The sequence below is a fragment of the Algoriphagus antarcticus genome (assembly GCF_002150685.1).
Classification (GTDB): Bacteria; Bacteroidota; Bacteroidia; order Cytophagales; family Cyclobacteriaceae; genus Algoriphagus; species Algoriphagus antarcticus.
The window spans coordinates 12,259-36,569 of record NZ_MSSW01000030.1; the positions used below are offsets into that span (position 1 = coordinate 12,259).

19 protein-coding genes are annotated in these 24,311 nt (G+C 39.6%); 8 read left to right on the forward strand and 11 right to left on the reverse strand.

Going from position 1 to position 24,311, the window contains the following annotated elements; all coding sequences use genetic code 11:
• The first annotated feature begins 55 nt into the window (after nucleotides 1-55).
• Complete coding sequence (locus BVH04_RS11005; RefSeq protein WP_086541525.1) at nucleotides 56-562, forward strand: DUF4442 domain-containing protein; 507 nt, start codon at nucleotides 56-58, stop codon at nucleotides 560-562.
• Here BVH04_RS11005 and BVH04_RS11010 read toward each other — a convergent pair.
• Together BVH04_RS11010 and BVH04_RS11015 are read right to left on the reverse strand one after the other, a co-directional pair.
• Entirely contained in the window at nucleotides 559-1,290 is a 732-nt protein-coding gene (locus BVH04_RS11010; RefSeq protein WP_086541526.1) for a carboxypeptidase-like regulatory domain-containing protein, read from the reverse strand. The genes BVH04_RS11005 and BVH04_RS11010 overlap by 4 nt on opposite strands.
• Before the next feature lie 413 nt (nucleotides 1,291-1,703).
• Complete coding sequence (locus BVH04_RS11015) at nucleotides 1,704-2,381, reverse strand: DUF6503 family protein (RefSeq protein ID WP_086541527.1); 678 nt, start codon at nucleotides 2,379-2,381, stop codon at nucleotides 1,704-1,706.
• A gap of 36 nt (nucleotides 2,382-2,417) precedes the next feature.
• Here BVH04_RS11015 and BVH04_RS11020 point away from each other — a divergent pair, with 36 nt between their 5' ends.
• The gene (locus BVH04_RS11020; RefSeq protein WP_086541528.1) at nucleotides 2,418-3,296 is read left to right on the forward strand and encodes a glutamate--tRNA ligase family protein; all 879 of its coding nucleotides are present in this window, start codon (nucleotides 2,418-2,420) and stop codon (nucleotides 3,294-3,296) included.
• Between the two features lie 210 nt (nucleotides 3,297-3,506).
• Here the strand turns inward: BVH04_RS11020 and BVH04_RS11025 are convergent, their stop codons facing one another.
• The 4 genes from BVH04_RS11025 to BVH04_RS11040 all read right to left on the reverse strand — a co-directional run bounded on the left by BVH04_RS11025 (nucleotide 3,507) and on the right by BVH04_RS11040 (nucleotide 7,091).
• The gene (locus BVH04_RS11025; RefSeq protein ID WP_086541529.1) at nucleotides 3,507-4,991 is read right to left on the reverse strand and encodes a S10 family peptidase; all 1,485 of its coding nucleotides are present in this window, start codon (nucleotides 4,989-4,991) and stop codon (nucleotides 3,507-3,509) included.
• A gap of 85 nt (nucleotides 4,992-5,076) precedes the next feature.
• Entirely contained in the window at nucleotides 5,077-5,778 is a 702-nt protein-coding gene (locus BVH04_RS11030) for a potassium channel family protein (RefSeq protein WP_086541530.1), read from the reverse strand.
• The gene (locus tag BVH04_RS11035) at nucleotides 5,779-6,573 is read right to left on the reverse strand and encodes a PhzF family phenazine biosynthesis protein (RefSeq protein ID WP_086541531.1); all 795 of its coding nucleotides are present in this window, start codon (nucleotides 6,571-6,573) and stop codon (nucleotides 5,779-5,781) included. It lies immediately after the preceding gene.
• A complete protein-coding gene (locus tag BVH04_RS11040; protein WP_086541532.1) occupies nucleotides 6,570-7,091 on the reverse strand; it encodes a DinB family protein in 522 nt (173 codons plus the stop codon). The genes BVH04_RS11035 and BVH04_RS11040 overlap by 4 nt, the downstream gene beginning before the upstream one ends.
• 68 nt (nucleotides 7,092-7,159) lie before the next feature.
• On the opposite strand from BVH04_RS11040, the gene BVH04_RS11045 reads away from it, so the two are divergent.
• The 4 genes from BVH04_RS11045 to BVH04_RS11060 all read left to right on the forward strand — a co-directional run bounded on the left by BVH04_RS11045 (nucleotide 7,160) and on the right by BVH04_RS11060 (nucleotide 11,531).
• Nucleotides 7,160-8,506 (forward strand): M28 family metallopeptidase, encoded by a 1,347-nt coding sequence (locus BVH04_RS11045; protein WP_086541533.1) that lies wholly within the window; start codon nucleotides 7,160-7,162, stop codon nucleotides 8,504-8,506.
• A gap of 99 nt (nucleotides 8,507-8,605) precedes the next feature.
• Nucleotides 8,606-9,148, forward strand: coding sequence for a ferritin (locus BVH04_RS11050; RefSeq protein WP_086541534.1), 543 nt, complete (start codon nucleotides 8,606-8,608; stop codon nucleotides 9,146-9,148).
• Nucleotides 9,149-9,349: 201 nt separating this feature from the next.
• Nucleotides 9,350-10,360: a helix-turn-helix domain-containing protein gene (locus tag BVH04_RS11055; protein WP_086541535.1), complete on the forward strand. Its 1,011-nt coding sequence runs from the start codon at nucleotides 9,350-9,352 to the stop codon at nucleotides 10,358-10,360.
• 73 nt (nucleotides 10,361-10,433) lie between these two features.
• Nucleotides 10,434-11,531, forward strand: a complete 1,098-nt coding sequence (locus BVH04_RS11060) for a formylglycine-generating enzyme family protein (RefSeq protein WP_086541536.1) — start codon at nucleotides 10,434-10,436, stop codon at nucleotides 11,529-11,531.
• A gap of 267 nt (nucleotides 11,532-11,798) precedes the next feature.
• Here BVH04_RS11060 and BVH04_RS11065 read toward each other — a convergent pair whose 3' ends face one another.
• The 5 genes from BVH04_RS11065 to BVH04_RS11085 form a co-directional block, all read right to left on the reverse strand.
• Complete coding sequence (locus BVH04_RS11065) at nucleotides 11,799-12,029, reverse strand: acyl carrier protein (protein WP_086541537.1); 231 nt, start codon at nucleotides 12,027-12,029, stop codon at nucleotides 11,799-11,801.
• Nucleotides 12,030-12,254: 225 nt separating this feature from the next.
• On the reverse strand, nucleotides 12,255-15,413 hold the full coding sequence (locus BVH04_RS11070) for an efflux RND transporter permease subunit (protein WP_086541538.1): 3,159 nt from the start codon (nucleotides 15,411-15,413) through the stop codon (nucleotides 12,255-12,257).
• 3 nt (nucleotides 15,414-15,416) lie between these two features.
• Nucleotides 15,417-16,469, reverse strand: a complete 1,053-nt coding sequence (locus BVH04_RS11075; protein ID WP_086541539.1) for an efflux RND transporter periplasmic adaptor subunit — start codon at nucleotides 16,467-16,469, stop codon at nucleotides 15,417-15,419.
• Between the two features lie 120 nt (nucleotides 16,470-16,589).
• Nucleotides 16,590-17,957, reverse strand: coding sequence for a TolC family protein (locus BVH04_RS11080; RefSeq protein WP_240510903.1), 1,368 nt, complete (start codon nucleotides 17,955-17,957; stop codon nucleotides 16,590-16,592).
• Nucleotides 17,958-18,029: 72 nt separating this feature from the next.
• A complete protein-coding gene (locus BVH04_RS11085) occupies nucleotides 18,030-18,491 on the reverse strand; it encodes a GbsR/MarR family transcriptional regulator (RefSeq protein WP_086541540.1) in 462 nt (153 codons plus the stop codon).
• Nucleotides 18,492-18,703: 212 nt separating this feature from the next.
• Here BVH04_RS11085 and BVH04_RS11090 point away from each other — a divergent pair, with 212 nt between their 5' ends.
• Both BVH04_RS11090 and BVH04_RS11095 read left to right on the forward strand, forming a co-directional pair.
• Nucleotides 18,704-19,267, forward strand: coding sequence for an AraC family transcriptional regulator (locus BVH04_RS11090; RefSeq protein ID WP_086541541.1), 564 nt, complete (start codon nucleotides 18,704-18,706; stop codon nucleotides 19,265-19,267).
• A 975-nt stretch (nucleotides 19,268-20,242) separates the two neighbouring features.
• Nucleotides 20,243-24,301 (forward strand): Ig-like domain-containing protein, encoded by a 4,059-nt coding sequence (locus BVH04_RS11095; protein WP_086541542.1) that lies wholly within the window; start codon nucleotides 20,243-20,245, stop codon nucleotides 24,299-24,301.
• Nucleotides 24,302-24,311: the final 10 nt, after the last annotated feature.

Sequence of the window (24,311 nt, forward strand, 5' to 3'; positions counted from 1 at the left end):
AAATTGAATACCAGAAAGCATTTTTCGCTAATTTAAGATTTCAATCACTGAAAATATGGACGTCAAAGAAACTCAAATTGCTTTAAAACCAGCAGCTTTAGCCTATCAAAAAAAAATGAGCAATCCACTCTATTTTTGGTTTGGCATGTTGATCAAGCTTCCTTCTGCAGTTTTTTGGAAATTTCGGATCAAAGAGCTCGATGCTGATAAATGCGTGGTGACTATCCCCTACAGCTGGAGAACTCAGAATCCTTTTAATTCAATTTATTTTGCGGCAATGGCAGGAGCAGGAGAATTGAGCACCGGAGCATTATGCCAATTAGCGATAAGCGGTCAGGGGAAATACTCCATGTTAGTAGTTGATTTCAGAGCGGAATTTTTCAAAAAAGCCAATCAAAAGATCACATTCACCTGTGAACAGGGACAAGAATTATCTAGTCTAATTGAGTCTTTACAGCCAAATGAAACTGGCAAGTTGACGATGATCTCTAGTGGAAAAAATCTGCAAGGCGAGGAAGTAGCGCGATTTTATGTGACTTGGTCATTCAAGAGGAAAGCCTAATTGATCCAGTTGCTTTCTCGGTTTATAAATTCGCTCAGCGTAGTATAAACACGCTCTTCGCTCCAATCCAAAAACTCGTGATAGGAATTTCCTTCATTGAATCGAATGATGATCCTATCCCAATCTGAGCGCTCCAGCTGGTACTTTACTATCAAATTCTGTCGAACTGAATCCGATTCAATCACGGCGTAATAACCAGCTCTCCTTCTCATCCATTCTTGTTTTTTCTGATATTCACGTTCTTGTTTGGCTCTTTTGGTCAGAGAAGATAATACACCGGCGATTGCAATACCCCCACTCGGTGAATTCAGGTAGCCTGCGCTAATTCCTCCTTTGGTCGATCGGTCTTTCTCCTCGTCAGGATCTATCAGCGTTAATTTACCGTCTTTGAACCGGAAAGCATAAGGCTCTGATTTCACTTCAAAAGTAGGAAGTAACCTAGCCCTATCTTGAATCTGTACCATTAGAAAGGTTTCTTCTGCCAACACTATTTTTTGCTCTAGAAACCCTGGAAAAGACAAGCGCAATGTATCTCCACTTTCCCCCTGCACAGAAAAGTACCCTCTTGCATTGGTCGTTTGCAATTGGTCAGTGCCTATCACCTCCACTGATACTCCTTCGAGATATTTCTTGTCATTGGCATCCAGCACATTTCCTGAATAGGATCTTTGAGCCAATACAGCTGGGAGAAAAGCAAAATATACAAAGACCAGGATCCTGAATTTCATAAAGTCCAAAAATAAGAAGGCTTTTCGCAGGTATTGAAATTTAAGGAGTTAAAGAAACTTAAGCTTGGCTGAAAAGTAATTGATATGATTATCCGTAATGATGCCAATAGCCTCATTTTATTTGCTTTACAGGATTGAAGATGTATGGCGGGTGACCGATGGGGCGTCTTCGCTAGTCCCGATGGCTATCGGGGTCACAAAATTCTCTGTTGATTTTGTCTTTTACAGGCAGAAAAGCTGATATAAAAAATAATTAATGTGATTATACGGAATCGTGCCAGTATAAAATTTATAGGATCGAAAATCCAAAGACACATTGAATTCAGGTTTACTCCGGTCTCCGGTCTGCGGTCTTCCAACCTATTGACCAAAGAGAATTCCCTTAATGGCAGAATAGCGTATATACAGAATAACTAATTACTCAGAGGCTGAATCCTAATAAGTTTGTCGGTTCCCAAAAACTCAGATTTTTCAGTTCTGTACCAACTTCGATTTGCGGGGATTTTCATTCCCTCAAATTCGGCAATCCCTTCGAGATAGATCATTTCACCGGTTTGATTTGGCTCATCTTGATAGAACTTGTAGGCCGCCATCCTATATGTTTCAGGTTCCAAATAGAAATACCAAATGTCTTTCTCATAAGGAACGCGTACCACATGATATTCACTTCCATTCAACTCTTCCATGGTTACCATTGATTCAATCTTCGTCCCGGGATCTTGCAATTTCATAGGAAGCCCCCAAAGAAAGGTGTAATAATTTCTACTGCGAAGTGCCCTATCCAACGTGATTTCTCCCATTTCCACTTGCAGGGAATCATGATGAACGATATAGCTTATTCCATCTATACTATATGACATGATCGATTGGGAGTTATCCAAGGTAAAGCTGTAGCTTCTCGAAGATCTTGGAGCCGGCAAACTGTCCTCTAAAATAAAAGTCGCTTTGAGATCTTTCCAACTACCTTTTGGATCATGAAAAGCAATTGATTTTTCGATCATTTCTTGTCCAGTTAGCTGCATCGAAAATTTGTCAGATGCACAAGAACTAATCAATAAAATAGCAATAGTAAATAGGACAGTGTATTTCATCTCCAAAAGTTACTTTAAACTGACTAATTTTGACTAATGGATTTCAAGCTTACACGATTTGCCCCTACTCCCAGTGGTTTTTTACACTTGGGAAATCTCTACTCATTTTTAGTTACAAAAGCATTAGCAGAAAAAACCGGAGCAAAGATTCTATTAAGAATTGATGACTTAGATCGTGATCGCTATAAAACCGAATATGTACAGGATATTTTTGATACGCTGGACTACATGGAGATCGGCTATGATCAAGGTCCAAAAACAGTTCAGGAATTTGAGCAAGAATGGTCTCAGATTCACAGAATGAACAATTATTTGGAAGCATTAGAGCAAATCCGCGAAAGAAAATTAGTCTTTGCCTGCGACTGCACACGCAAGAAAATCCAGCAGCTAGACTCATCCGGATATTATTTAGGCCATTGTCAAGTCAGAAATATCCCACTGGAAAGAAATGAAACTTGCTGGCGCATGGATACTTTCGACACGGATTTCATCCGAATCAAAACCTATTCAGAAGGCGAAAAAGCCTACACTCTTCCTGAAGACTCGGCTTTTTTCATTGTCAGGAAGAAAGATAAGCTTCCTGCCTACCAACTGACCTCGGTAATAGACGATGTACACTACGGAGTAGATCTGGTAGTGAGAGGAAATGACTTGCTGGGATCGACTTTGGATCAGCAAATCGTAGCAAATGGACTTGAGCTCAAATCTTGGCAAGAAGCCACATTCCACCACCATCCACTTTTGAAAGACCCGAAAAACAAAAAACTATCCAAATCTGAAGGAGCAAATTCCATTCAATTCATCAGAAAAGAAGGAAAGAAACCGGCAGATGTTTATCAGATTTTGGGAGAAATGCTTTGTGTAAAAGAACCAATCCTGGATTTTGAAAGCTTCAAGGAGCAGCTGATCTTTTAGAGAAATGTATTAATAACATTAGTCAGAGACTTCGACTACGCTCAGCCTGACATTGTTGAGATCTGCTTGAAACAGACATGCTCGCCCCAAATGACTATTAAAAAAGCCGAAGAATTATCTCCGGCTTTCTTTCTAGTTGAATGAGGTATCATCCGAATTTGAAACCTTCATGTTCTCAACTTTTTTCTCTTGATACTTTTTACTTGCTACTTAATTATACTTTGCCGGCATATCAGGGGCTACCATGGATTTCTTGATAAACTCTCTAATATCTTCATTGGAAGTCTCCAAATCCTCAGCTCTCAAATACATCATGTGACCGCTTCTGTAGCCTTTCCATGAGATTCTATCCGCCATTCTTCCAGCCGCATCGATTTGCCATAGATTATACTTTGCATTGAAATAATCTGTACCTCCGTCGAAATATCCAGACTGTGTCATCAAATGCAGATAAGGGTTTTGACGCATGGCATCACCCAAATCATCACCAGTACTCTCATTAGAGCGATCCCACGGATGAACTGGCCCAAAAAGATTATAGGTCAAGTCCGTCTTGTAATTGAGATTTTCTCTCACATAAACCTGAAATGAAGGAGCAAAAGCATGATTCCAAGAAGATAATGCTGGATCAAAATCAGGTCTAGAACCTGTACCTGCATTATCAAATCCTTTGTATCTACTATCCAGCCTTCCGATAGTCATACCTTCATCTCTAAGCAATTCCTTCCAGAAGAAATTGGTAGGAATCAGCAGATTATGCTCCAGCACCACCTCTTTGCTAAGACCTGAATACAGCGCATATTTTGTAGCAATAGCATCACGCTCTGCATTTGTCAACATTCCGCCTTTGACTACTGCTGGAATAAGCTCATTAATAGTGAAAGCTTCCACTTCCGGCAAAATATCATTCAAATCCTTGTTTTGCAAAGACGCGTCCAAGGCTTTGTGATACCAAGCAGTAGCTGCATAGTACGGCAGATAATTAGAAGTATGAATAGGTGCACCCCGCTCAATTCCCAACTCAGTTGGGGAAACCATGATAACTCCGTTGAAATACATCCAGTGTGCATTTTGGAGCTGTGCCACAAGACCTGCGACACGGGTCGTTCCATAGCTTTCACCTATCAAATACTTTGGCGAAGCCCAGCGATTCTGACGAGTCACAAATGTATTGACCCAATCAGCCAGATACTTGATATCAGAGTTGATTCCAAAGAAAGTAGAACGATCCACTTCTTCATCTACAATTCTTGAAAATCCAGTGTTTACAGGGTCTATATAAACGATATCGGCAACATCTAGAATAGAATATGGATTTGATTTGGTGCCGTATGGCTGAAGAGGGTAACCTTCATCGTCAATATTCAACACCACGGGCCCGGTGTAGGCTATGTGCATCCAGATAGAAGCTGAGCCAGGGCCGCCATTGAAGGAAATCACAAGCGGACGGGTAGTCTTATCAGAGATGTCAGTTCGCTCATAGTAGGTGTAGAACAGGGAAGCGATTGGCTTGCCTTTTTCGTTCCAAACTGGCTGGGTTCCAGCGGTAGCTTTGTAAGGGACTTTTTTTCCTTTGATGGTAGTTTCGTGCGTGGTCACCACTGCAGATTCTACTTCGATTTGTCTTTCAGTTTGCGCTAGTACAGCCGAAAGACAAAGCGCAAAGAATAATGTTAAGTTTAATTTTTTTCTCATAAAGTATGGGGTATAATTATTCGATTTTGAAACTACCAATTGTAATTAGAATCCTATGAGAAATTACACAGATGGAGGTAATTATTTAGTTTTTGCCAGCAGAAACTAGTCGAGCTATCACGACTGCTGGATATAGGATTCCGATCGTGGAAAGAAAAACGGATAGCATCTTTGACATCACCTGAATGGGATACAAATCTCCAAAACCAACTGTAGTGAGAGATACCAGGCTAAAATAGATATACAGTGCAAAATCCTTATCAATTCCTTCCAACACCACATCTCCACCTATTCCTGATCCAGTGGTCAGATAGATTATTTCAAAAACAAATGCCCCCAAAATCGCCACTAGCAAATACACATTAACAGCTCCAATTACTCTATAAATATTCACTTCATAATTTCTGAATAACAGCCTGATATTTAAATAGATAAACACCATCATATTCAAGATTCCGACAATCCGCTCTGCCAGATAAAATTCAAAATCGTAATTGGAAAAACGGAGGATTCTAAGGCCCAATTGAGTAACAAAAAGTACCGTAGTCAACACCACCAAAAATCTATTCCTCGATGACCAAATTCCCGTAAAAAATAAGAACAGAAAAACTGTGTTCACAAATAGTGCATGAACATGCCCATACTCTATCAGAATAGGCAGCACAAAAACTGTGAATAGTAATATCAATAGCAACACAGCAAAACTCGCATCTGTCAACCAATAATCTTTGAAAGATTTGAATGCGTACTTTACCTGCCTACCTCTTTTATGTACAAAATGATTCATCTAAAATTCGATTTCTCCAGAAAACACGTTGACCGCCTGACCTCGGATGATCACGCGATTTTCTCTTTTCTCCAAATGAAGCTCGCCTCCTCGCCGACTTGCCTGATAGGCTTTAATCTTATTTTTACCAGATCTTTGAAACCAATAATCCATCAAGGCGCAATGCGCGAATCCAGTTACGGGATCTTCGTCAATCCCAACATTCGGCCCAAAGAAACGACTATAAATATCAACTGATCCTTTTCCTGGGGCAGTGATAATAATTCCTTCTTCACTATGCTTTTTCACAACAGAAAAATCAGGTTCACTTGACTCTATTGCACGGGCATCTTCCAACTCAAAAATCCAATTCTTCTTCAATTTCGCAGCCTGAGTAATTTTTGCTCCGAAAAAATCATTTACAAAGAATGGATGCTTCTCTGCTGTAGTGGGAATAATAGGAAAATCCATTTCGATCCATTCCCCATCACTTTTCACCCGAAGCTCACCGCTTAGCGTCTGGAATCGAATGGTTTCACCTGGCTTTGCCCAACCTGACTTTACCATCCAAAAAGCTGAGGCAAGCGTAGCATGCCCGCAAAGATCAATTTCAACGATAGGCGTAAACCAGCGCAAGCTGAATGAATCCGGCTCTGAAGTTCGCTTTACAAAGGCCGTTTCGCTCAGATTCATTTCCATAGCAATGGCTTGCATCTGATAGGTGGATAGTTCCTGATCCAGTAAACAAATGGCAGCAGGGTTGCCAGAAAATGCTTTAGTAGTAAAAGCATCTACAGTGGATATAGCTAATTTCATGTCGTATAGCGCTCTTTTAGGATATTCAAATGATGGGTAAAATGCCCTGGGATAATCCAAAACAACGCTCTTGGAGTAATTGGATTACCATCTGCCTGCCCAACAAAATCGAAGGAATCAGCGGGTAGTATTCGTGTCATTGAGAGTAAAGAAAAACGCTGAGCTACAAAATCATCAAGTAATAAATGAATGGGAACCTGTCCAAATCTAGCATTCAACACATAAGGATCCTGCTCAAAACTTGGCAAAGAAGACTTATCCCCTCTGGCAAAACAAAGAGCCCTGAATGTCATTATTCTCTCAGTATCAGTGACGTGGCCAAGCACCTCTTTTGGAGTCCATTTTCCTTCTTCATAAGCTTTTTCAGCCCATTCTGATCCTTTTTCATGAAATAAGGTTACTAATAAATCAACTTGTTTTAGAATCTGCTCTTCATAGTCATTTCCTGAAACTAGCTTGAGATAGGTAGAGAAAAAGGCCGAATAATCGCCTTTTTTAGGTTGGCTTAGTGTTTTCATGTAAAAATACTTTGGCTAGAAAATTAATAAGATAAATTTAAGCCTTAAGTATAAACCACCCTTATATCATGCGTAAAAATTTACTTATTCTCTTTCTGGCGCTTTGTAGCCAAATGGCCATTTCTCAAACAACAGTGATTCGAAATCCAGAAATAGCTCAGATGGTTTCTGAGATTTCTTCAGATTCTCTTGAGCATCATGTCCGAACTCTAGCGTCATTCAATTCCCGCCATACCTTAAGCACCGACGAAGAAAATGGTATGCCGGCTGCCCAGCAGTACGTCCTTTCCAAGTTCAGCCATTTTGCGAAGCAATCTAATGGAAGAATGACAGCGGAAATCGAGAAATTTACTATTCCAAGTGACAAAAGAAGAATTTTGGAAGATTCTCCAGGGGCGAATGTCATCGCAACGCTCAAAGGAACTGATCCATCAGATGATCGCATTTTCATCATTTCGGCTCACATGGATTCACGAAATAAAGATGTAATGGATGCGGAGGGTAGCGCACCTGGCGCAAATGATGACGGTAGCGGAACTGCTGCAGTCATTGAATTGGCTAGGATAATGGCCTCTCATGAGTTCTCGGCGACCATCTTATTTGTAGCATTTACAGGGGAAGAGCAGGGATTGAAAGGTGCTACCTATATGGCGGATAAGGCAAAATCTGAAGATTGGAATATCGCAGCGGTACTGAATAACGACATCGTAGGAAATAGCAGCTCATCAGAGACGCTGATCAAAGACAACCTGAAAATGCGCGTGTTTTCAGAGACCATCCCAACTGCAGAAACAGAGCAGGAAGGAAATATTCGCCGCTACACCAATGCTGACAATGACAGTAAATCCAGACAGTTGGCACGATACATTAAGGAAGTTGGAGAGCGCTACGTAGATCAATTTGTGGTGAAATTGATTTACAGAGCAGATAGATTTTTGAGAGGTGGAGACCAAACTTCATTTGCCAGAAATGCCTTCACTGCGGTAAGAATGTCTGAAATGAATGAAAACTTCCTCCATCAGCACGAAAATGTAAGAGTGGAAGATGGCATTCAATATGGCGACCTGCCCGAATTCATGGACTTTGAATATTTGAGAAAAGTATCTGCCGTGAATCTGGCTTCTCTAGCTTCTTTGGCTAATTCTCCAGATCAACCACAGGAAGTTAAAATTGACGTACGTGCATTAAGCAATAAATCTACTTTGCTATGGAATGCACCAGCCGTCGGAAAAGTAAAAGGCTATTACGTGCTGATGAGAGAGACATCTTCTGCTATGTGGGAGCGTAAGTTTTGGACAACTGAGACTACGTTAACCTTACCTTATTCCAAAGACAACTACTTCTTTGCAGTGCAGGCTGTCTCAGAATCAGGAGCCGAAAGCCTCCCTGTATTCCCTACTCCTCTTTCCAGATAAACGCAGTCCTTAACTATATCTATTCCAAATTCTCCAAAAAGCAGTGTATGATGGAACCTCAATGATTATATTCAGTTAACTAATGGAAACACTAAAACTATGAAAGCTAAAGAAATCGTAACGCTACAGCGTTCCTTACTTGTAGATACAGAGAAATTACTAAACAAGCAGGTAGAAATGGAAGGTACTTCTTCCGCTTACTATTTGTCTATGGCATCTTGGTGCCATATGATGGGCTATGAAAATGCTGCCAAGTACCTCTACACACATGCAGACGAAGAAAGAATGCATATGATGAAGATATTCCAATATATCAACGAAGCGGGCGGTCATGCATTTCAGCCAGAAATTACCGGAATAAGACATAACTTCAATTCGTTGAGAGAAATCTTTGAATTGATTCTAGAGCATGAAATCAACGTGACCAAATCCATCAATAATATCGTGGACCATGCGTTCACGAAGAAGGACTTTGCCACGTTCAGTTTCATGCAATGGTATGTCACTGAGCAGAGAGAAGAAGAAACCATGTCCAGAAGAGCTCTTGAGCTTTTCGATATTATCGGAGAAGAAGGAGTAGGTCTTTGGACAATCGATCAGGAACTTGGGAAGCTACATGCGGCTGCTCATCCACAGGCATAAATCTAAAGCGGCTTCTCAGCCGCTTTTTTTTTATCCTTTTATAAATGAGAAGTCTGATCGCATAATCTTCAGTTAAATAGATAGGTGATTTTTAAGCCTTTGGAAAGGGATTTTTATTATTGGATTCATTTTTTCTTACTCATCTTTCCTATATCTTAATAAGATTTATTTTCTTCAATCATCTAAAAAAAACTAGTTGCTATGAGTTTCAATAAGAGCCAAGCGGCATTTTTCCAGGCGCTCAAGTTATCATTGCCCAGCTATACTTCATTGGTTGACGAAATCGCGGAAATTCTAGGTATCAGCATAGATAGCGCCTACAGAAGAATTCGTGGGGAAAAACTACTAGACTTCGCCGAGTTGGAAATTCTTTGTAGCCGATTCAATACATCAGTTGACAAGTTTTTTAATCTTCACTCGAACAGCATTCTCTTTCAGGGAAATCAAAATGATTATCAGGAAAATAGCTTCATGAAATGGATGGAAGATGTGTATGCCCAGCTAAATCTGGTCAACAGTTTTTCTAAAAAACATATCTATTGGCTGGTAAAAGACATGCCTCCTTTCCATCATTACTATCACAAGGAACTGGCAGCATTCAAGTTCTTTTTCTGGAGGAAATCCATTCTATTCACTGATAGCCTAAAAGACACCAAGTTTTCTATCAGGGATGATTCTTATGATCAATTTGCAGAAATAACAGAGAAAATCCTCAAAGCATACCATAAGATCCCAACTACCGAAATATGGAATATTGAAGGCATTAATATCACCCTAAGGCAAATCGAGTTGTACCATGAAATGGGCATAATGACTTCGTTCGAAGACACCATTTTTCTCTACAACTGTATGCTGGAAGTGATAGATAACTTGGAGAAAATGGCCGAAAAGGGCAAAAAAATACTCCCAGCCCATCCTGAGATTGAGGGAGCTGATTATAACTTTTTCGTGAATGAATTCATCATCGGCGATAACACTTTTTTTGCCACAATGGATGAAAGAAAAGTCACCTATTTAAATCACAGCGTAATTTATTTCCATGGCACTTCGGATCCTTCATTCAATGATGCCATGTTCCGAAATCTGGAAAATCTAATCAAGAAATCTACTCAAATAAGTCTGGTGGGCGAAAAAGAGCGCAAGCAGTTCTTTAACAAGTTGCGCAAAAAAGTAGTGGAACAATTGAATGCAACCAAAGAGAAAGAAGAGTAAATAGATCATTTACCCTATTTCCTTTTACAAAAAGGAAAGAATCTACTACTTTCAAAGCTTAAGTAAGACAGTCATGAAAAGTAATATTCAATACGGCCTCGTTACGGTAACCATTGCTGGATTATCATTTTTCTCCTGTCAGGAGAAAACGTCAGACAAGGTGATCGATGAAGATAAAATGATTATAGCCAGTATGCCGGAACCGACGGATAAAGTAGAAGGCATGGCTTGGATTCCCGGCGGAGAATTTGTCATGGGAACCAATGAAGCGGATGCTTACGATGCCGAAAAACCAGCTGTAGATCTCAAAGTGACCGGATTTTGGATGGACACGCATGAAGTCACCAATGCGCAGTTCATGAAGTTTGTAGATGAAACCGGATACGTAACAGTTGCAGAGAAAAAGCCAGAATGGGAAGACCTGAAGCAGCAGCTGCCTCCAGGCACCCCAAAGCCAGATGAAGCACTTTTAGTTGCCGGATCCATGGTTTTTAGTCCACCAGCCTACGCTGTTCCTACACAGGATATTTCACTTTGGTGGGTTTGGGTGAAAGGTGCTAGCTGGAAAAACCCTGAAGGTCCAGAATCGGATTTAAAAGGCAGAGAAAATTACCCAGTAGTCCACATCGCTTATGAAGACGCCAAAGCTTATGCAGATTGGTCTGGAAAAAGACTTCCTACAGAGAATGAGTGGGAGTTTGCTGCCCGTGGTGGCGTTGAAGGCAAACGTTTTGCTTGGGGTGATGAATTGACTCCCAACGGACAATACTTAGCGAATACATTTCAAGGAAATTTCCCTAACGATAATCAAAATCTAGACGGATTCGCAGGTACATCACCTGTCAAATCTTTTGCTCCCAATACTTTTGGACTTTATGATATGATCGGAAACGTCTGGGAATTGACAGGCGACTGGTACGACGCGCTGAAATACGCAAGAATAGCTGGACAAGCCCCAAAACTAGATGCAGACATGAATCAATGCTACAACCCTGACAATCCCTATGCTATGGAGCGAGTGATTAAAGGCGGATCTTATCTATGTGCAGATAATTACTGTGTGAACTACCGACCATCTGCCCGCCAGGGTCAGGCATTCGATAGTGGTACTTCCAATGTCGGATTTAGACTGGTAAAAGATGTTGAAGACAAGACAATCAGCTTGAAGTAAAAATCAATTGAACACCTAGAAAGAAAGATGTATCTGATAAAAGTTAGCAAAGGTAAATTCACCTAAAAGGAATGGCTAGAAGATGAATTCATTAAGAGTCAAAGTAGTAGAGAATATCAATAAGTAGCTTGGAGTGAGTCGTTCTAAAAAACACTTTTTACACGGCATATTTAAAATATAATTTCAAAAATCCATAAAAAAAGAGTCCCGCACATGTGGGACTCTTTTTTGAATATAAGGGCGAAAGATTTTTCGCCCCTTCTAAAATTAACTCATCAACAATTCTATAATTTGGGCAGGTGCGTGTACACCTTCAACTTTATCGTCAGCTATCTGTTTTCTTAATTCATATTCTAGTTCGAATATCAAACCAGAGACAAATACTCTATCCATTCTTAAGTCTCTCTCGAAAGACGCGTATTTTCTTTTGCCTGTCAGTTCAATTCCATATTGTTGGAAGACCTTTGAGATTTTGCGTAGATCAGTATAGTTTTTCATTATTTATATAGTTAAAATCCGTTGCTAATCTTGCTGACTAGCAACGGATTGGTAATTAATTATTCTGTATGTACGCAATTCTGCCAGTACGAGAATTCTCTTTGGTCAATGGGTTGGAAGTCCGATGACCGGAGACCGGAGTAAACCAGAATTCAATGTGTATTTGGATTTTCGATCCTATAATTTTCTACTGGCAAGATTCCGAATAATCATAATTATTTTTATCTAGACGTAAGCAGCTGCTTCGGATTCAAACTCTTCCACATTCGTGTCTTCGAGTTCAATATGCTTCTTCTCAGCTTTACCGATTTTTACCATAAAGCGGTCAAAGAGATAATAGATCACCGGAACCACGACCAAGGTCAGAAACATGGAAGAAAGCAAGCCACCGATAATTACCCATGCCAAACTGTTTTTCCATTCTGCACCAGCGCCAGTCGCCAAAGCAATTGGCATCATACCAATTACCATCGCAATCGTAGTCATCAAGATTGGTCGGAATCGAATCTTCACGGCCTTTTCTAAAGCTTCTTTCACGGCTACTCCTTCCGCTTTCAGCTGATTGGTGAAATCGACCAATAAGATCGCATTTTTAGCTACCAGTCCCATAAGCATAATCAGACCCATGATAGAGAAGATACTCAGCGTTCCTTTGGTCAGTGCCAAAGCAAGTAAGGATCCGATCAATGCCATCGGAAGTGAAAACATCACAACCAGTGGGTAGATATAAGAATCATACAAGGCCACCATGATCAAGTAGATCAAGATAATGGATGCCAAAAGCGCAAGCCCAAGAGATCCGAAACCTTCACTTTGGTTTTTCATGTCACCATCATAGTTGATCTGAACTTGCTGCGGAAGATCCATCTGATCAATCGCTGCAGTCAATTCTGCACCGACTGTACCTGAAGGAACACCGGCAACCTGTGAAGTGATTTTCACAGAAGAGACTCGGTCTCTTCTCTCCAATTTAGTAGGGCCTTCTGACTGATTCACTGTCGCAAACTGCTCTAGCTTTACCAGCTTCCCACTTCTATTGAGGAAAGTAAGGTTCTGAACATCAGAGATCGACCTTCTATCGAACTCATTAAGCTTTACTAAGATGTCATACTCGTAGTCACCATCCGTGAATTTGGAATCATCGTTACCGTTGAAGGCTACTTGAAGTGCTCCACCGACCATGTCCATGGAAAGACCAAGCTCATTCATTTTGTAGCGATCCACTTCTACCCGAATCTCTGGGTTACCATCTTCCAAAGAACTTTCGACCTTACGAGTACCCGTCAAGCCTGCTAGAATTGTTTCAATTTTCTCTGAAACCACGCGTATAGAATCCTTATCCGGGCCAGAAATAATCACCTGAATTGGTGCATCATTCGCAGTACCCATGATGGAAATCGGAACACCGGTATATTCAGCGCCAGTTATATTCTCCTCCAGGTAGTTTTCGAGATTTCTAGCGTAATCCGGTCCAGACATAGATCTAAACTCAGGACCTACCAATTTCACCAATATCTCCGAAGTAAATGGAGAAGACTGTGAACCAGTAAACTGTCCACTCGCCACACCCACCGTGGTAAATACCTCTGTGACTTCTGGCAATGTTCTCAGATAATCTTCCACCTCACGTGTCTTAAAGTTGGTCTGCTCTAGGGTTGCATCTTTTGGAAGCTCCAGTCTGAGCAAGAATTCACCTCTATCACCTTCGGAAACGAATTCAGAACCAATAAAACCTTTGATCACTAGAAAGAAAGAAGAGATAAAGAGTACGAATGTGAATCCCAATAAAGCAAGCTTATGTGCGAATCCCCATCTTAAAATTCCAATCAACCAATCCACAAAAGCATCCAAGCCAGCTTCAAAACCATAGACGATTTTACCAAAGAATGAATCTTTATTCAAATGCTCCAGCTTCGAGAATCTCGACGTGAGCAGCGGAATTAGCGTAAAAGCAACCAGTAAACTTATAATAGTAGCAGTAGCCACAGTAATACTGAACTGAGCTAAAATACCTCCTATCAAACCTCCAGTCATCGCAAGCGGTACGAATACCACTACAATCACCAAAGTGATAGAAACTACCGTAGAACCGATTTCCCGAATACCATCATAAGATGCCTGAGCAATGGTTTTGCCCATTTCCAAGTGACGATAGATATTCTCAATTACCACAATAGCATCATCCACAAGAATACCTACAACTAGAGAGAGCGCTAGCAAGGACATCAAGTTCAGCGTAAAACCCGCCAAGAACATAACGGTAAATGTCGCAACAATAGAAGCCGGCACAGCTACCATTACGATGATCGCATTTCGAATGCTGTGCAGAAACAACAGCATAATCAAGGCCACCAACACAATCGCAATTATCAAATCTTTGATTACATCATTGGCAGCTTCCAGGGTAAACTCAGATGTATTTTGAGAAATCTGGAAAGAAACGCCCTCCTTAGTATAGGTCTGCTCCAGTGTGTGAAGCTCATTTACTAAAATCTCAGAAACCTCCACAGCATTGGCATCAGATTGCTTTTGAACCGTCAGACCAATAGCTGATTTACCATTTAGTCTGGTAAGGATAGCCTCGTCTTTGTAAGAATCGGCTACCTCAGCTACTTCCTTCAGTTGGATCGGAGATTCATCCTCACGGTAGGCAATCACCAGATTTTCTATATCCTGAATGGTTTGGAATTTACCCGCAAGACGGATTAAAACCTGTCCTTCATTATCTTTCAATCGCCCAGTAGGGAAATCAAGATTACTGGCATTGATAGTCTGCGCTACTGAAATCGGTGAAATCCCGTAACCATCCAGCTTATTTCTGTCCAAGTTTACTTTGATTTCACGTTCGGTACCACCCAGCATATTCACCTGAGCCACACCTTTTATCTGAGCCATAGATGGCTGAATTTTATTTTTGATCAAATCATAAAATTCGGATGGATTCAAACTGGAATAAACTGCCAACTGCATAATCGGTAAATCATCCAAATCAAACTTGCCCAGACTCGGAGGGTCAGCATCTTCCGGAAGATCACCTAGGATCGCATTGATTTTGCGCTGCGCATCCTGCATAGAATAATCCACATCTGCTCCAGCTTCCAGCTCGATCGTGATGATCGAGACGCTCTCCTGCGAAATCGAGTTCATGGACTTGATACCTTCTAAAGAAGCTACCGCATCCTCGATCTTCTTAGTCACGGAAGTTTCCACCTCTGATGGCGCTGCGCCAGGATAGATCGTAGAAATGGTTACCACATTGGTTTCCATTTTTGGCAAAAGTTCGTATGACATCTGTGTGTAAGAAAAAATCCCCAGTAATGTCAGTACGGTAAACAGTACGACCACCATGGTCGACCGTTGTATCGATATTTTAGTGATTCGCATAGTTTACTGAACTTTGACTTTGGTACCTTCTTTCACATTGATCAGACCAGAAGCGATCACTTCGTCGCCAGCTTTCAAGCCGTCCAGAATCTCCACAGATCCATCATCCAAAGGATGAATTTTCACTGTTTGGTAAACTGCTACACCGTTTTTAATCAGGTAAACACCTGGGTCTTTCAAGCTTCCTGAGATTGATTTTCTGTCAATCATCAACACTTTCTCTTCCTGAGAAAATTTGAACTGAGCCGTACCGAACATGCCTGGCTTGATCTCATCCTGATTTTTGCTGATCATGATCAGCTCCACTTGGTATTTGAAAGAAGCATCTGCTTTGTCTGAAATGAAATGTACTTTCCCAATAAAATCTTGATTCGACATTGCATTTACTCTCACTGCGATTTCATCATCCTTTTTCACTTTGGAGATTTCAGTTTCAGTTACATTTACGGCTAATTTCAAAGGATTCTTATTGATGATGTCTACCAACGGCATTCCCGGGCTCACCAATGTTCCCAATTCGTAATAATCTTCATTAATAAAGCCTGCAATCGGAGCTGTCACCTTCGTATCATCCAGTCTCTTTTTCAAAGCTCCCAATTGTGCATCAGCGATTTTGAACCCATTTTCGTTTTCTTCCAATTGCTTTTTTGTGATCGCGTCGGTTGCTGCCAGATTTTCAAATCGCTTCAAATCCTTCTCAGCTTGATCTCTAGTTAGCTTGGCGATAGTGTATTCTGAGCGGATCAAACGGTCATCGATCTGTACCAGCAAATCTCCTTTGCGTACATAGTCTCCTTTTCGTCTTTGGATCTTTACGACCGCACCGGAAGTCTCAGACATCAGCTTCAATTCTTGAGACGGTTCAAATATTCCGTTTGCTTCAAAATTCCTGTTTACAGTCTTCTCCTCCACTTTCTCCACCGTCACAGAGATATATTCACTGGACTTCATGGCGAGTGTGGCAGCTTCGTTCATTTCCTGCTTATTGTTGTAAAGCGTGAAAGCCACTGCTCCTACACTTACAACTACAAGTGCTATGATTATTAATTTTTTCATGTGTTTATATATATTTTTATGGTCACATGGAATCTCGCATGGCTCCCTGATATGCATCGGGGCACTCCAGTGTGGGTCGCCTGAGACATGCTCGATTTCATCATTGGTATGAGTTTTCTATTACAGTAAAAGGTTTGTGATTTTTCCGGATGAGTTCAGGATCTCCAATTGAGCTATTCTCACCTGAATGATTTGATTATTGAAGTTGGCCTGAGCTTCTCTCTGCGTAGTTTCTGCATCCAGCAAGTCAGTCAGTGGGCTTAGTCCTTCTTTATAAAGCAATGTTGTTTCTTTAAACACATCATCTGCGAGATCCAGATTACTATCCAGAGACTCTAGCGTACTCAAGGAATTGTAGTATTTGTTAATTGCATTTTTGTATTCCAATTCCGCAGCATCTTCAGCCTGAAGACGATCAAGATTCAATTGCTGTGCATTCACTTTAGATTGGGCAGCTTTGTATTTGGTCTGCATCCCATCGAAAATCGGAATCTGCAGTTTCACCCCGATCAAGAACCCCTGATACCATACTTTATTTTGGTTTAGAAAATCAAAATCCTGAGAGAAAGCATTTTTGTTGAAGTCAGCAAAACCAACCAATTGAGGTTGTTTGGCAGCTTTGATGTTTTTGTATTCGTATTCATACAATTGCTCCTGCACTCCCAACACCTGGATATCTTTTCTGTCGAAAATATTGAAATCCTGAACCTGGAAATTCTTCACTTTCTGATCCATATCAGCTACTGACTGATCTAAATTGATCTCCGTAGCCACTGGAATTCCCATCAGGAGCTTTAAGTAACCTTCTCGCTGATAGATTACGATGTCAAGATTTTCTTGCTCAGATTTAATAGTCGTCAAGTTTACCTTCACGCGATTCAAATCGACTTTTCGAGCCAGATCATTGTCATATTGTGACTGAAGGATTTTCTCCAGACTTTCCAATTGATCGATATTTGCTCGCAAATTCTCCTTCTGAAGTTCCAATTGAATCACGCCTAAGTAATTCATAGAGATCTCGTGGATCACGTCTTCCTCAGATTGCTGAGCCAGAATTCGGTAAAACTCTTCACCCGTTTTAGCAGCTTTCAACCCTATCAAATAGGAATTACTGAAAATCAACTGGTTCAATTCAAACCCAGCTTTCAGTGATTGGGGTACCCCCAGTGAAATCACCTGAATCTCGTTTGGATCGCCTCCAAAAATCCCGCCTGGAACTGCCTGAGGAAATACATCCAAGAAATTGTTGTATTGGCCGTAAGCAGAAAACTGAGGAAGACCAGCACCTCTGATCTCATTTCTCTGATACTTTGCCTTTTCTTCATCCAGAATAGCTTTCTTCAGCGTACGGTTGTTCTCCAATCCTATTTGAATACTCTCCTTCAAAGTGAGGGTATCAGGAAGGCTAAATTCCTGCACAGTTTCTTGCCCCATAGCCATTGCTGGAGCCAATAAGAAAAATGCGTACGTTAAATACTTCTTTAACATGTCGTTGAATAATAGTTTGTTATAAAATATATAGTTGGTTCTGTTTTTTATGAACTAAATGCTCAAATTTTTTTAGACCTGTTGTTTTTTAAATCGCTCAAACAAGGATGGAATTTCCTTTTTAAAGAAGCCCAAGAAATCAGAGAAGTCTTTCATTTTACAATTAAATTCTGGGTTCTTTTCTGTTCTTACTTCCAATACTTCATCTATAAATTTTTGAATCTCAGCGATGTTTTCCAGCTCCTGCTGAAAGTCCTCTCTCCAGTCGCTTACCTTCAGCGCAAAGTACCTTTTTCTATCACCAGGACGAGTAGAATACACACATCTGCCTTTTGCTTGAAGGAATGTAAGTGCATTACTTACTGCACTTTTACTGACACTAAGATTTTCAACGATTTCGTCAAAAGAAACTTCACCTTCTTCATGAACCAAAAGCAATCCGATAATCCTCCCTACTAAGGGTTGCATTCCCTTATGCTCATGGAATACACCAATTCGCTCTATCAGTTCCTTATGTCTTTCTGTCAATACCATCTTCAAATAATTTGGGTTATGGTCTGGTAACGGGACAAAGGTAATATAAGTTCAGTTAGTTCTGCAAATACAGAACCATATATTTTCACAAAATTTTTCGCTTTATAAATTGCTACTCATTTTTGATAGATGGACGATAAGCATTCAGCAACCCTATTTAGAACTTTTGAATGATGATATACATTTGTATTACTAGAAACGATCCCTGAAACATGGCTCTGATATACGTCAAAAATATGGTCTGTCCACGATGCATCACTTCCGTCAGGGAAGTTTTGGATCAAATGCAACTCTCCTACTCCTCTATTGAATTGGGAAAAATTGCGATGGATTCTACTCCTAGTCTTTCGAAGAAAAATCAACTGGCGGAATCACTTCAAGCTCGTGGATTTGAATTGTTGGAGGAAGGAAAGTCAACTTTGATTTCCCAAATAAAAAGCATTTTGATCGAGCAGATTCAGCATTCAGATGAATCGATGTCTGAAAACTATTCGAGCTTTATTTCTGAAAAACTTCGGCATGAGTACACCTATCTGAGTAAGCTTTTCTCTCAAGTGGAAGGGATTACTATTGAGAAGTATATCACCCGACTAAAGATAGAACGAGTGAAGGAATTGATTTTTTATAAGGAAAGAAGTCTCTCAGAAATAGCTGATATACTCGGCTATAGCAGCGTGGCCTACCTTTCTTCCCAGTTCAAAAGAGAAACAGGAATGACTCCCAGTGCATTTAAAAAGCAAACACCAGCAGCTCGAAAAAGTCTGGATCAGATCTAATTTTTAGCCTCCGAATGAGGATTTTTTATGGAAAGCGACCTTTATTCTTTGAATTTAGAAAACCTGCCCATTTTGCATCTAAAGCGGGTTTTGACACGTCTTGAAAATGCTTAAAAATTAAGCTTTGAAATTCTTGCCACAAAAACTCTTTCCCATTTCATTTTCGCATGAGAATCAGGGCTGTATCCGAGAAATATTAATTTTATCAAAAAATATTTCACATTTTTTTTGAAATTGATTTTGCCTCAAATCCGTCACAAGAAACATTTTTATAAGAGCAAGATTTATATTTCTGGAGTAAAGAAATTTTTAGCAAATTATTGTAATTAGCTCTACCTATTTTTTTCAACTTCAATACTTGCAGATTGATCCAATGTAATATACATTCACTCATAACCTTGAGAAACAATCACTCAATTCGAATAAACAAATTAAACATCTTACGAATTATGTCCTACGAACTACATTATCAAAACCACAAAAATTGGGCTAACACAAGTAATCACCAACATCAAATTATTGTCAGTAAAATACAATTAAATCATTTGATTTTCATCTTGTAATATCTTTGCAAGATTGCATAAAAATAAGCTTTTCAAAATCACCCTATAATCATCTAACAGCTTGTGGACCATGCAGATTAATTTTCAAATGAAATCTAAACAATTTGGAAAACGAATAATCATTTCACCCCTATGTCTCAGATAACTTATTCAAACAGAGTTATAATATTATCCTAATCAACAAACGGAAACATTTTAAATAAGCTCAATAGTTTATAATTCAAATTATTGAAATTATTTAATTAAGTCTATATTCTATACACTCATAAACTATAGAGGTGATATCGTATTGTCTAATTTATAACAGATCAATTTATCTATATAAATAAAGACAGGATAAACAAGAGACAAAAGGATGTGAATTAATAATATATAAACAGAAAATATTACACACCACTTTAGCAAAATAAAAATGTTTCACTCCAAATTTCCCTCGACCAAAATATTCAGTATTTGGATATTTGTGCTACTCTTATTTCTAGCTGGGTCAATTAATCAGACATTCGCTACTGATTACTATTTCTCATCCCAGTCCGGCAATGACAACAGATCATCCACGGAAGCTCAAAATCCATCGACCCCATGGAAGTCAATTGACAAATTGAATGCCTTTGCTTCCAATCTAAATGGGAGTGATAGAATATTGTTCAAATCAGGAGAAACCTTCTACGGAACTATCCACATCATCAAATCTGGGGCAGTAGGCGCTCCTATCCAATATACCTCTTATGGATCTGGTGCTAAACCTATTATTACTTCGTTAGTCACTATCAATAATTGGACTTCGGTGGGCAATGGAAAGTACCAAGCCGACCTAAGTGCCTACAATCTATCCAAGGTTCAGGTGGTTTTATTGAACGACAAAATTCAAGAAATAGGTAGATATCCCAATTCCGATGCACCTAATGGAGGCTACCTTACGATTGCCGCAAGTGGAAACAACTATATTTCTACCCAAGGAAGCAACCCCTATAGCGGAGCAGGGGGAGAAGTAGTCATAAGAAAAAACAACTGGGTGATAGACAGACATCAAATAAGCTCTGTCGGTGGCAACTATATTAGTTATTTGAATGGAGCAACATACCCTGCGCAGGCTGGCTATGGTTATTTCTTGCAAAATCATAGTTCCCTATTAGATAAAGCTGGCGAATGGGCCTATGATCCAGCTTCCAAAAAATTGACAGTCAACCTGACAGGATATTCATTGTCAACTGCAAAGGTTGCTGTGGCTACAAAAGATCATCTTTTCACCAATCAGATGTTCACTACGAATATGACTTTTTCGAATCTGCACTTGAAAGGATCAAACGCCAACCTATTCAATATTTCCAAAAGTGAAAATGTGAAAATAGAGAACTGTCTTTTTGAATATGCAGGCGAAAATGCTATAAATTCATCCGATATTAAAGGACTTATTATTCAAAATAATGAGATCAATAACTCCCTCAACAATGGTATTTATATAGCATATGGATCACCTAATTCTATCATTAGAAATAACCTACTCACCAATATTATGAAGTTCCAGGGAATGGGCAAAAATAGTGATATGAATGGAATAGGAATCTTTTTGGGCAGTGATGGTAACAATTCCATCATTGAAAAAAACACTCTTGATAAAATAGGTTTCAATGGCATTCATTTCGGAGGAAATTACACCAAAGTTCTCAATAATTATATAAATGAGTACTGCTTTCACAAGCAAGATGGTGGCGGAATTTATACTAATTCCGATGGCTTCAGAGATAGAAATAATGTAGGAAGAGAAATCATTGGCAATATTATTTTAAATGGAAAAGGAAGTAAACTCGGAACAATTGAAGGAGTAGAATTGGTCGAGGGTATCTATCTAGATGATAATAGTGCAGGTATAAAAGTAGCAGATAACACTATCGCTTTTGTAAATGGAAAAGGATTGTATTTGCACAACGCGAACAATATTGAAATTATTAATAATCTTTTCTATAAGACTAAAAGCCAGGTCCATTTTGCACATGATAATATGGGAGATCCAATCCGAAATATTAAAATATCAAATAATAAATTTTCCTCTATTGAAGATTCTGACTACGCCTATTCTATATCTTCCAAATTGGATGATGTAGGATATGTAGGTACTATCAATTCAAATTACTTCTTGGATCCATATAATAACGACTTCTTTATTTACACCAAAACTGCTGGTGACGGAGTTTTGGGAGTAAATCGTAACTTACAGAACTGGAGCTCTACTTTCGGATTTGATACCAACTCTACCAAACCTGAGCTTAATCTATCAAGATTTGATATCCTATCTTCCACTTTAATCAAAAGTAGTGATTTCAATAATGCCTCCATAATAGCTGGAGCGTACAACGCCGCCACAGGAATAGATGCTAATGGAATCAGCGGAAATTCATACCTCGTAAGTCCAAATAACTCGAATCAGGCTACAGTATATATTCATGTGGGAGCTGTTGAAAATGGAGACCATATTTTGGTGGAGTTTGATATGAAAAGCTCACTAGCTGAAAAGCCGATAGAATTGTTTCTAGAAGGCACCTACAACATCGATAAAGGAGAAGGAAATAAAATAGCTGCAACAAAAACTTCTGCAACTACTTATCAGGTACTGTTAAGTTCACTTATTTCCAAAACCAACGAAAGCTTAGTTTTTAGAATTCCTAATACGGCGAAGAATGTGTACTTGGACAATATCAAAATATCGAAAGTAGAAATAGATGCAATAGATAAGTCAGAACAAATCTATTTCGGCTACAACTATTCCAATTCATCGGTTCAAAAACCCCTAGATGGCACCTATAAAAATGCCAAAAACGAATCTTTTTCCGGTTCAGTTACTATCCCAGCTTATAGCTCTGTTTTGCTTGCAAAAATTTCAGCCGAAACACCTACAGTTACTAATAAAGCTCCTGCTGTATCCCTTACCAAACCAACGGAAAACCAAGTTCTAATACAAGGGAGTAATCCTGTTCAGTTGGTGGCCAATCCTACAGATCCTGAAGGAGCAATCAAGCGAGTGGAATTCTACGCTAATGACAAATTACTGACTACGCTCACTAATGCTCCTTATTCCTATACTTGGAACGAAGTAGCAGTTGGAAATCATAAGGTGCATGCCAAAGTAATAGACAACGGCGACCTAAGTGCGGTTTCTGGAGCCATCAACTTCACCGTAAATGCACCAGAATTGGCTAATGTTAATTTCACTGGAGAAATGGTTTCTCCTGCCAATAATTCAACTTATACCGTGGGTGAGAGTACTGTCATATTGAATACCAATGCATCAAACGCCGGGATTAAAGTCAAACAAATTGAATATTTAAATTGGGGATATCCACTAGTGAAAGTAACCACTGCCCCATTTGATTTTGCATGGACAAAAATTGAAGCTGGAACCTATAAAGTATCTGCAATAATTACAGATATCGATGGTAAAACCTATACAACAGACAATATTCAGTTCTCGGTAGCAAAACAAACAGCCTCATTACTTCCTACCAGTGTCTCCATAGCACAGCCTTCCAATAACCAGGTGTTTGTTCAAGGAATCGATCTAGTAAATATCAAAGCACAAGTGTCTGACCCATCCAAAGTAAAAAGTATTGCCTATTACAATTGGGGGTACCTACTGACCACCACTTCAGCTCTGCCTCATGAGTTCAAATGGAATTCTATAGAAGTGGGAGACTATAGCGTCTATGCAGTAGTTACGGACATTCAAGGAAATACTACCACCTCTAAAACAGTCAATTTCAAAGTTACTTCTCCTTCCAACGTGGTACTATCATCTACCGAACCTACCACAGTAGCAATGGTGCAGCCTTATGATAATCAGGTGTTCCAATTGGGTAATAACGGTGTCTTATTGAAGGCGACGACAGATGGAGACGTGTCCAATGTTAGGTTCTTCAACTGGTTCTTACCTTTAGTATCGGTCAGCAACAAGGACTTGGAATTCAACTGGAGTAAGATAGAAGCAGGAAATTACATGGTGTATGCAGAGATTACAGACTCCAAAGGCAAAGTTATACTTTCAGAGCCTATTAGTTTTTCTGTGAAAAATACAGCAGCGAGAATTGGTGCTCAAAATGAGTTACTTTCAGCATCAGATTCTACCAAAATTGTTTATGGCACTCAGATACTTTCTGGTTCAGATTCTACCAAAATGGCCATCTCCAAGGAACTACAGCAAAAACAAGAAGAGATTACTCAATCCACTTTTGGAATAAAAATGGGTCCAAATCCTACCTCATCTCATCTACGTATTTTCTTCGAAGACTATCCTTTAGATCTTGAGACCAAGATCTCGATAGTAGACATGAGAGGAATTGAGATGATGACCACAGAGGCAAACACCAATGATGGAACAGTGGAGATGGATGTCAATGCACTTCGTCAAGGGGTTTACATTGTGAAACTGAATCTGGAAAACAAATACGTTCAAACCAAAAAACTAATCATAAATTAAGCATAAATAG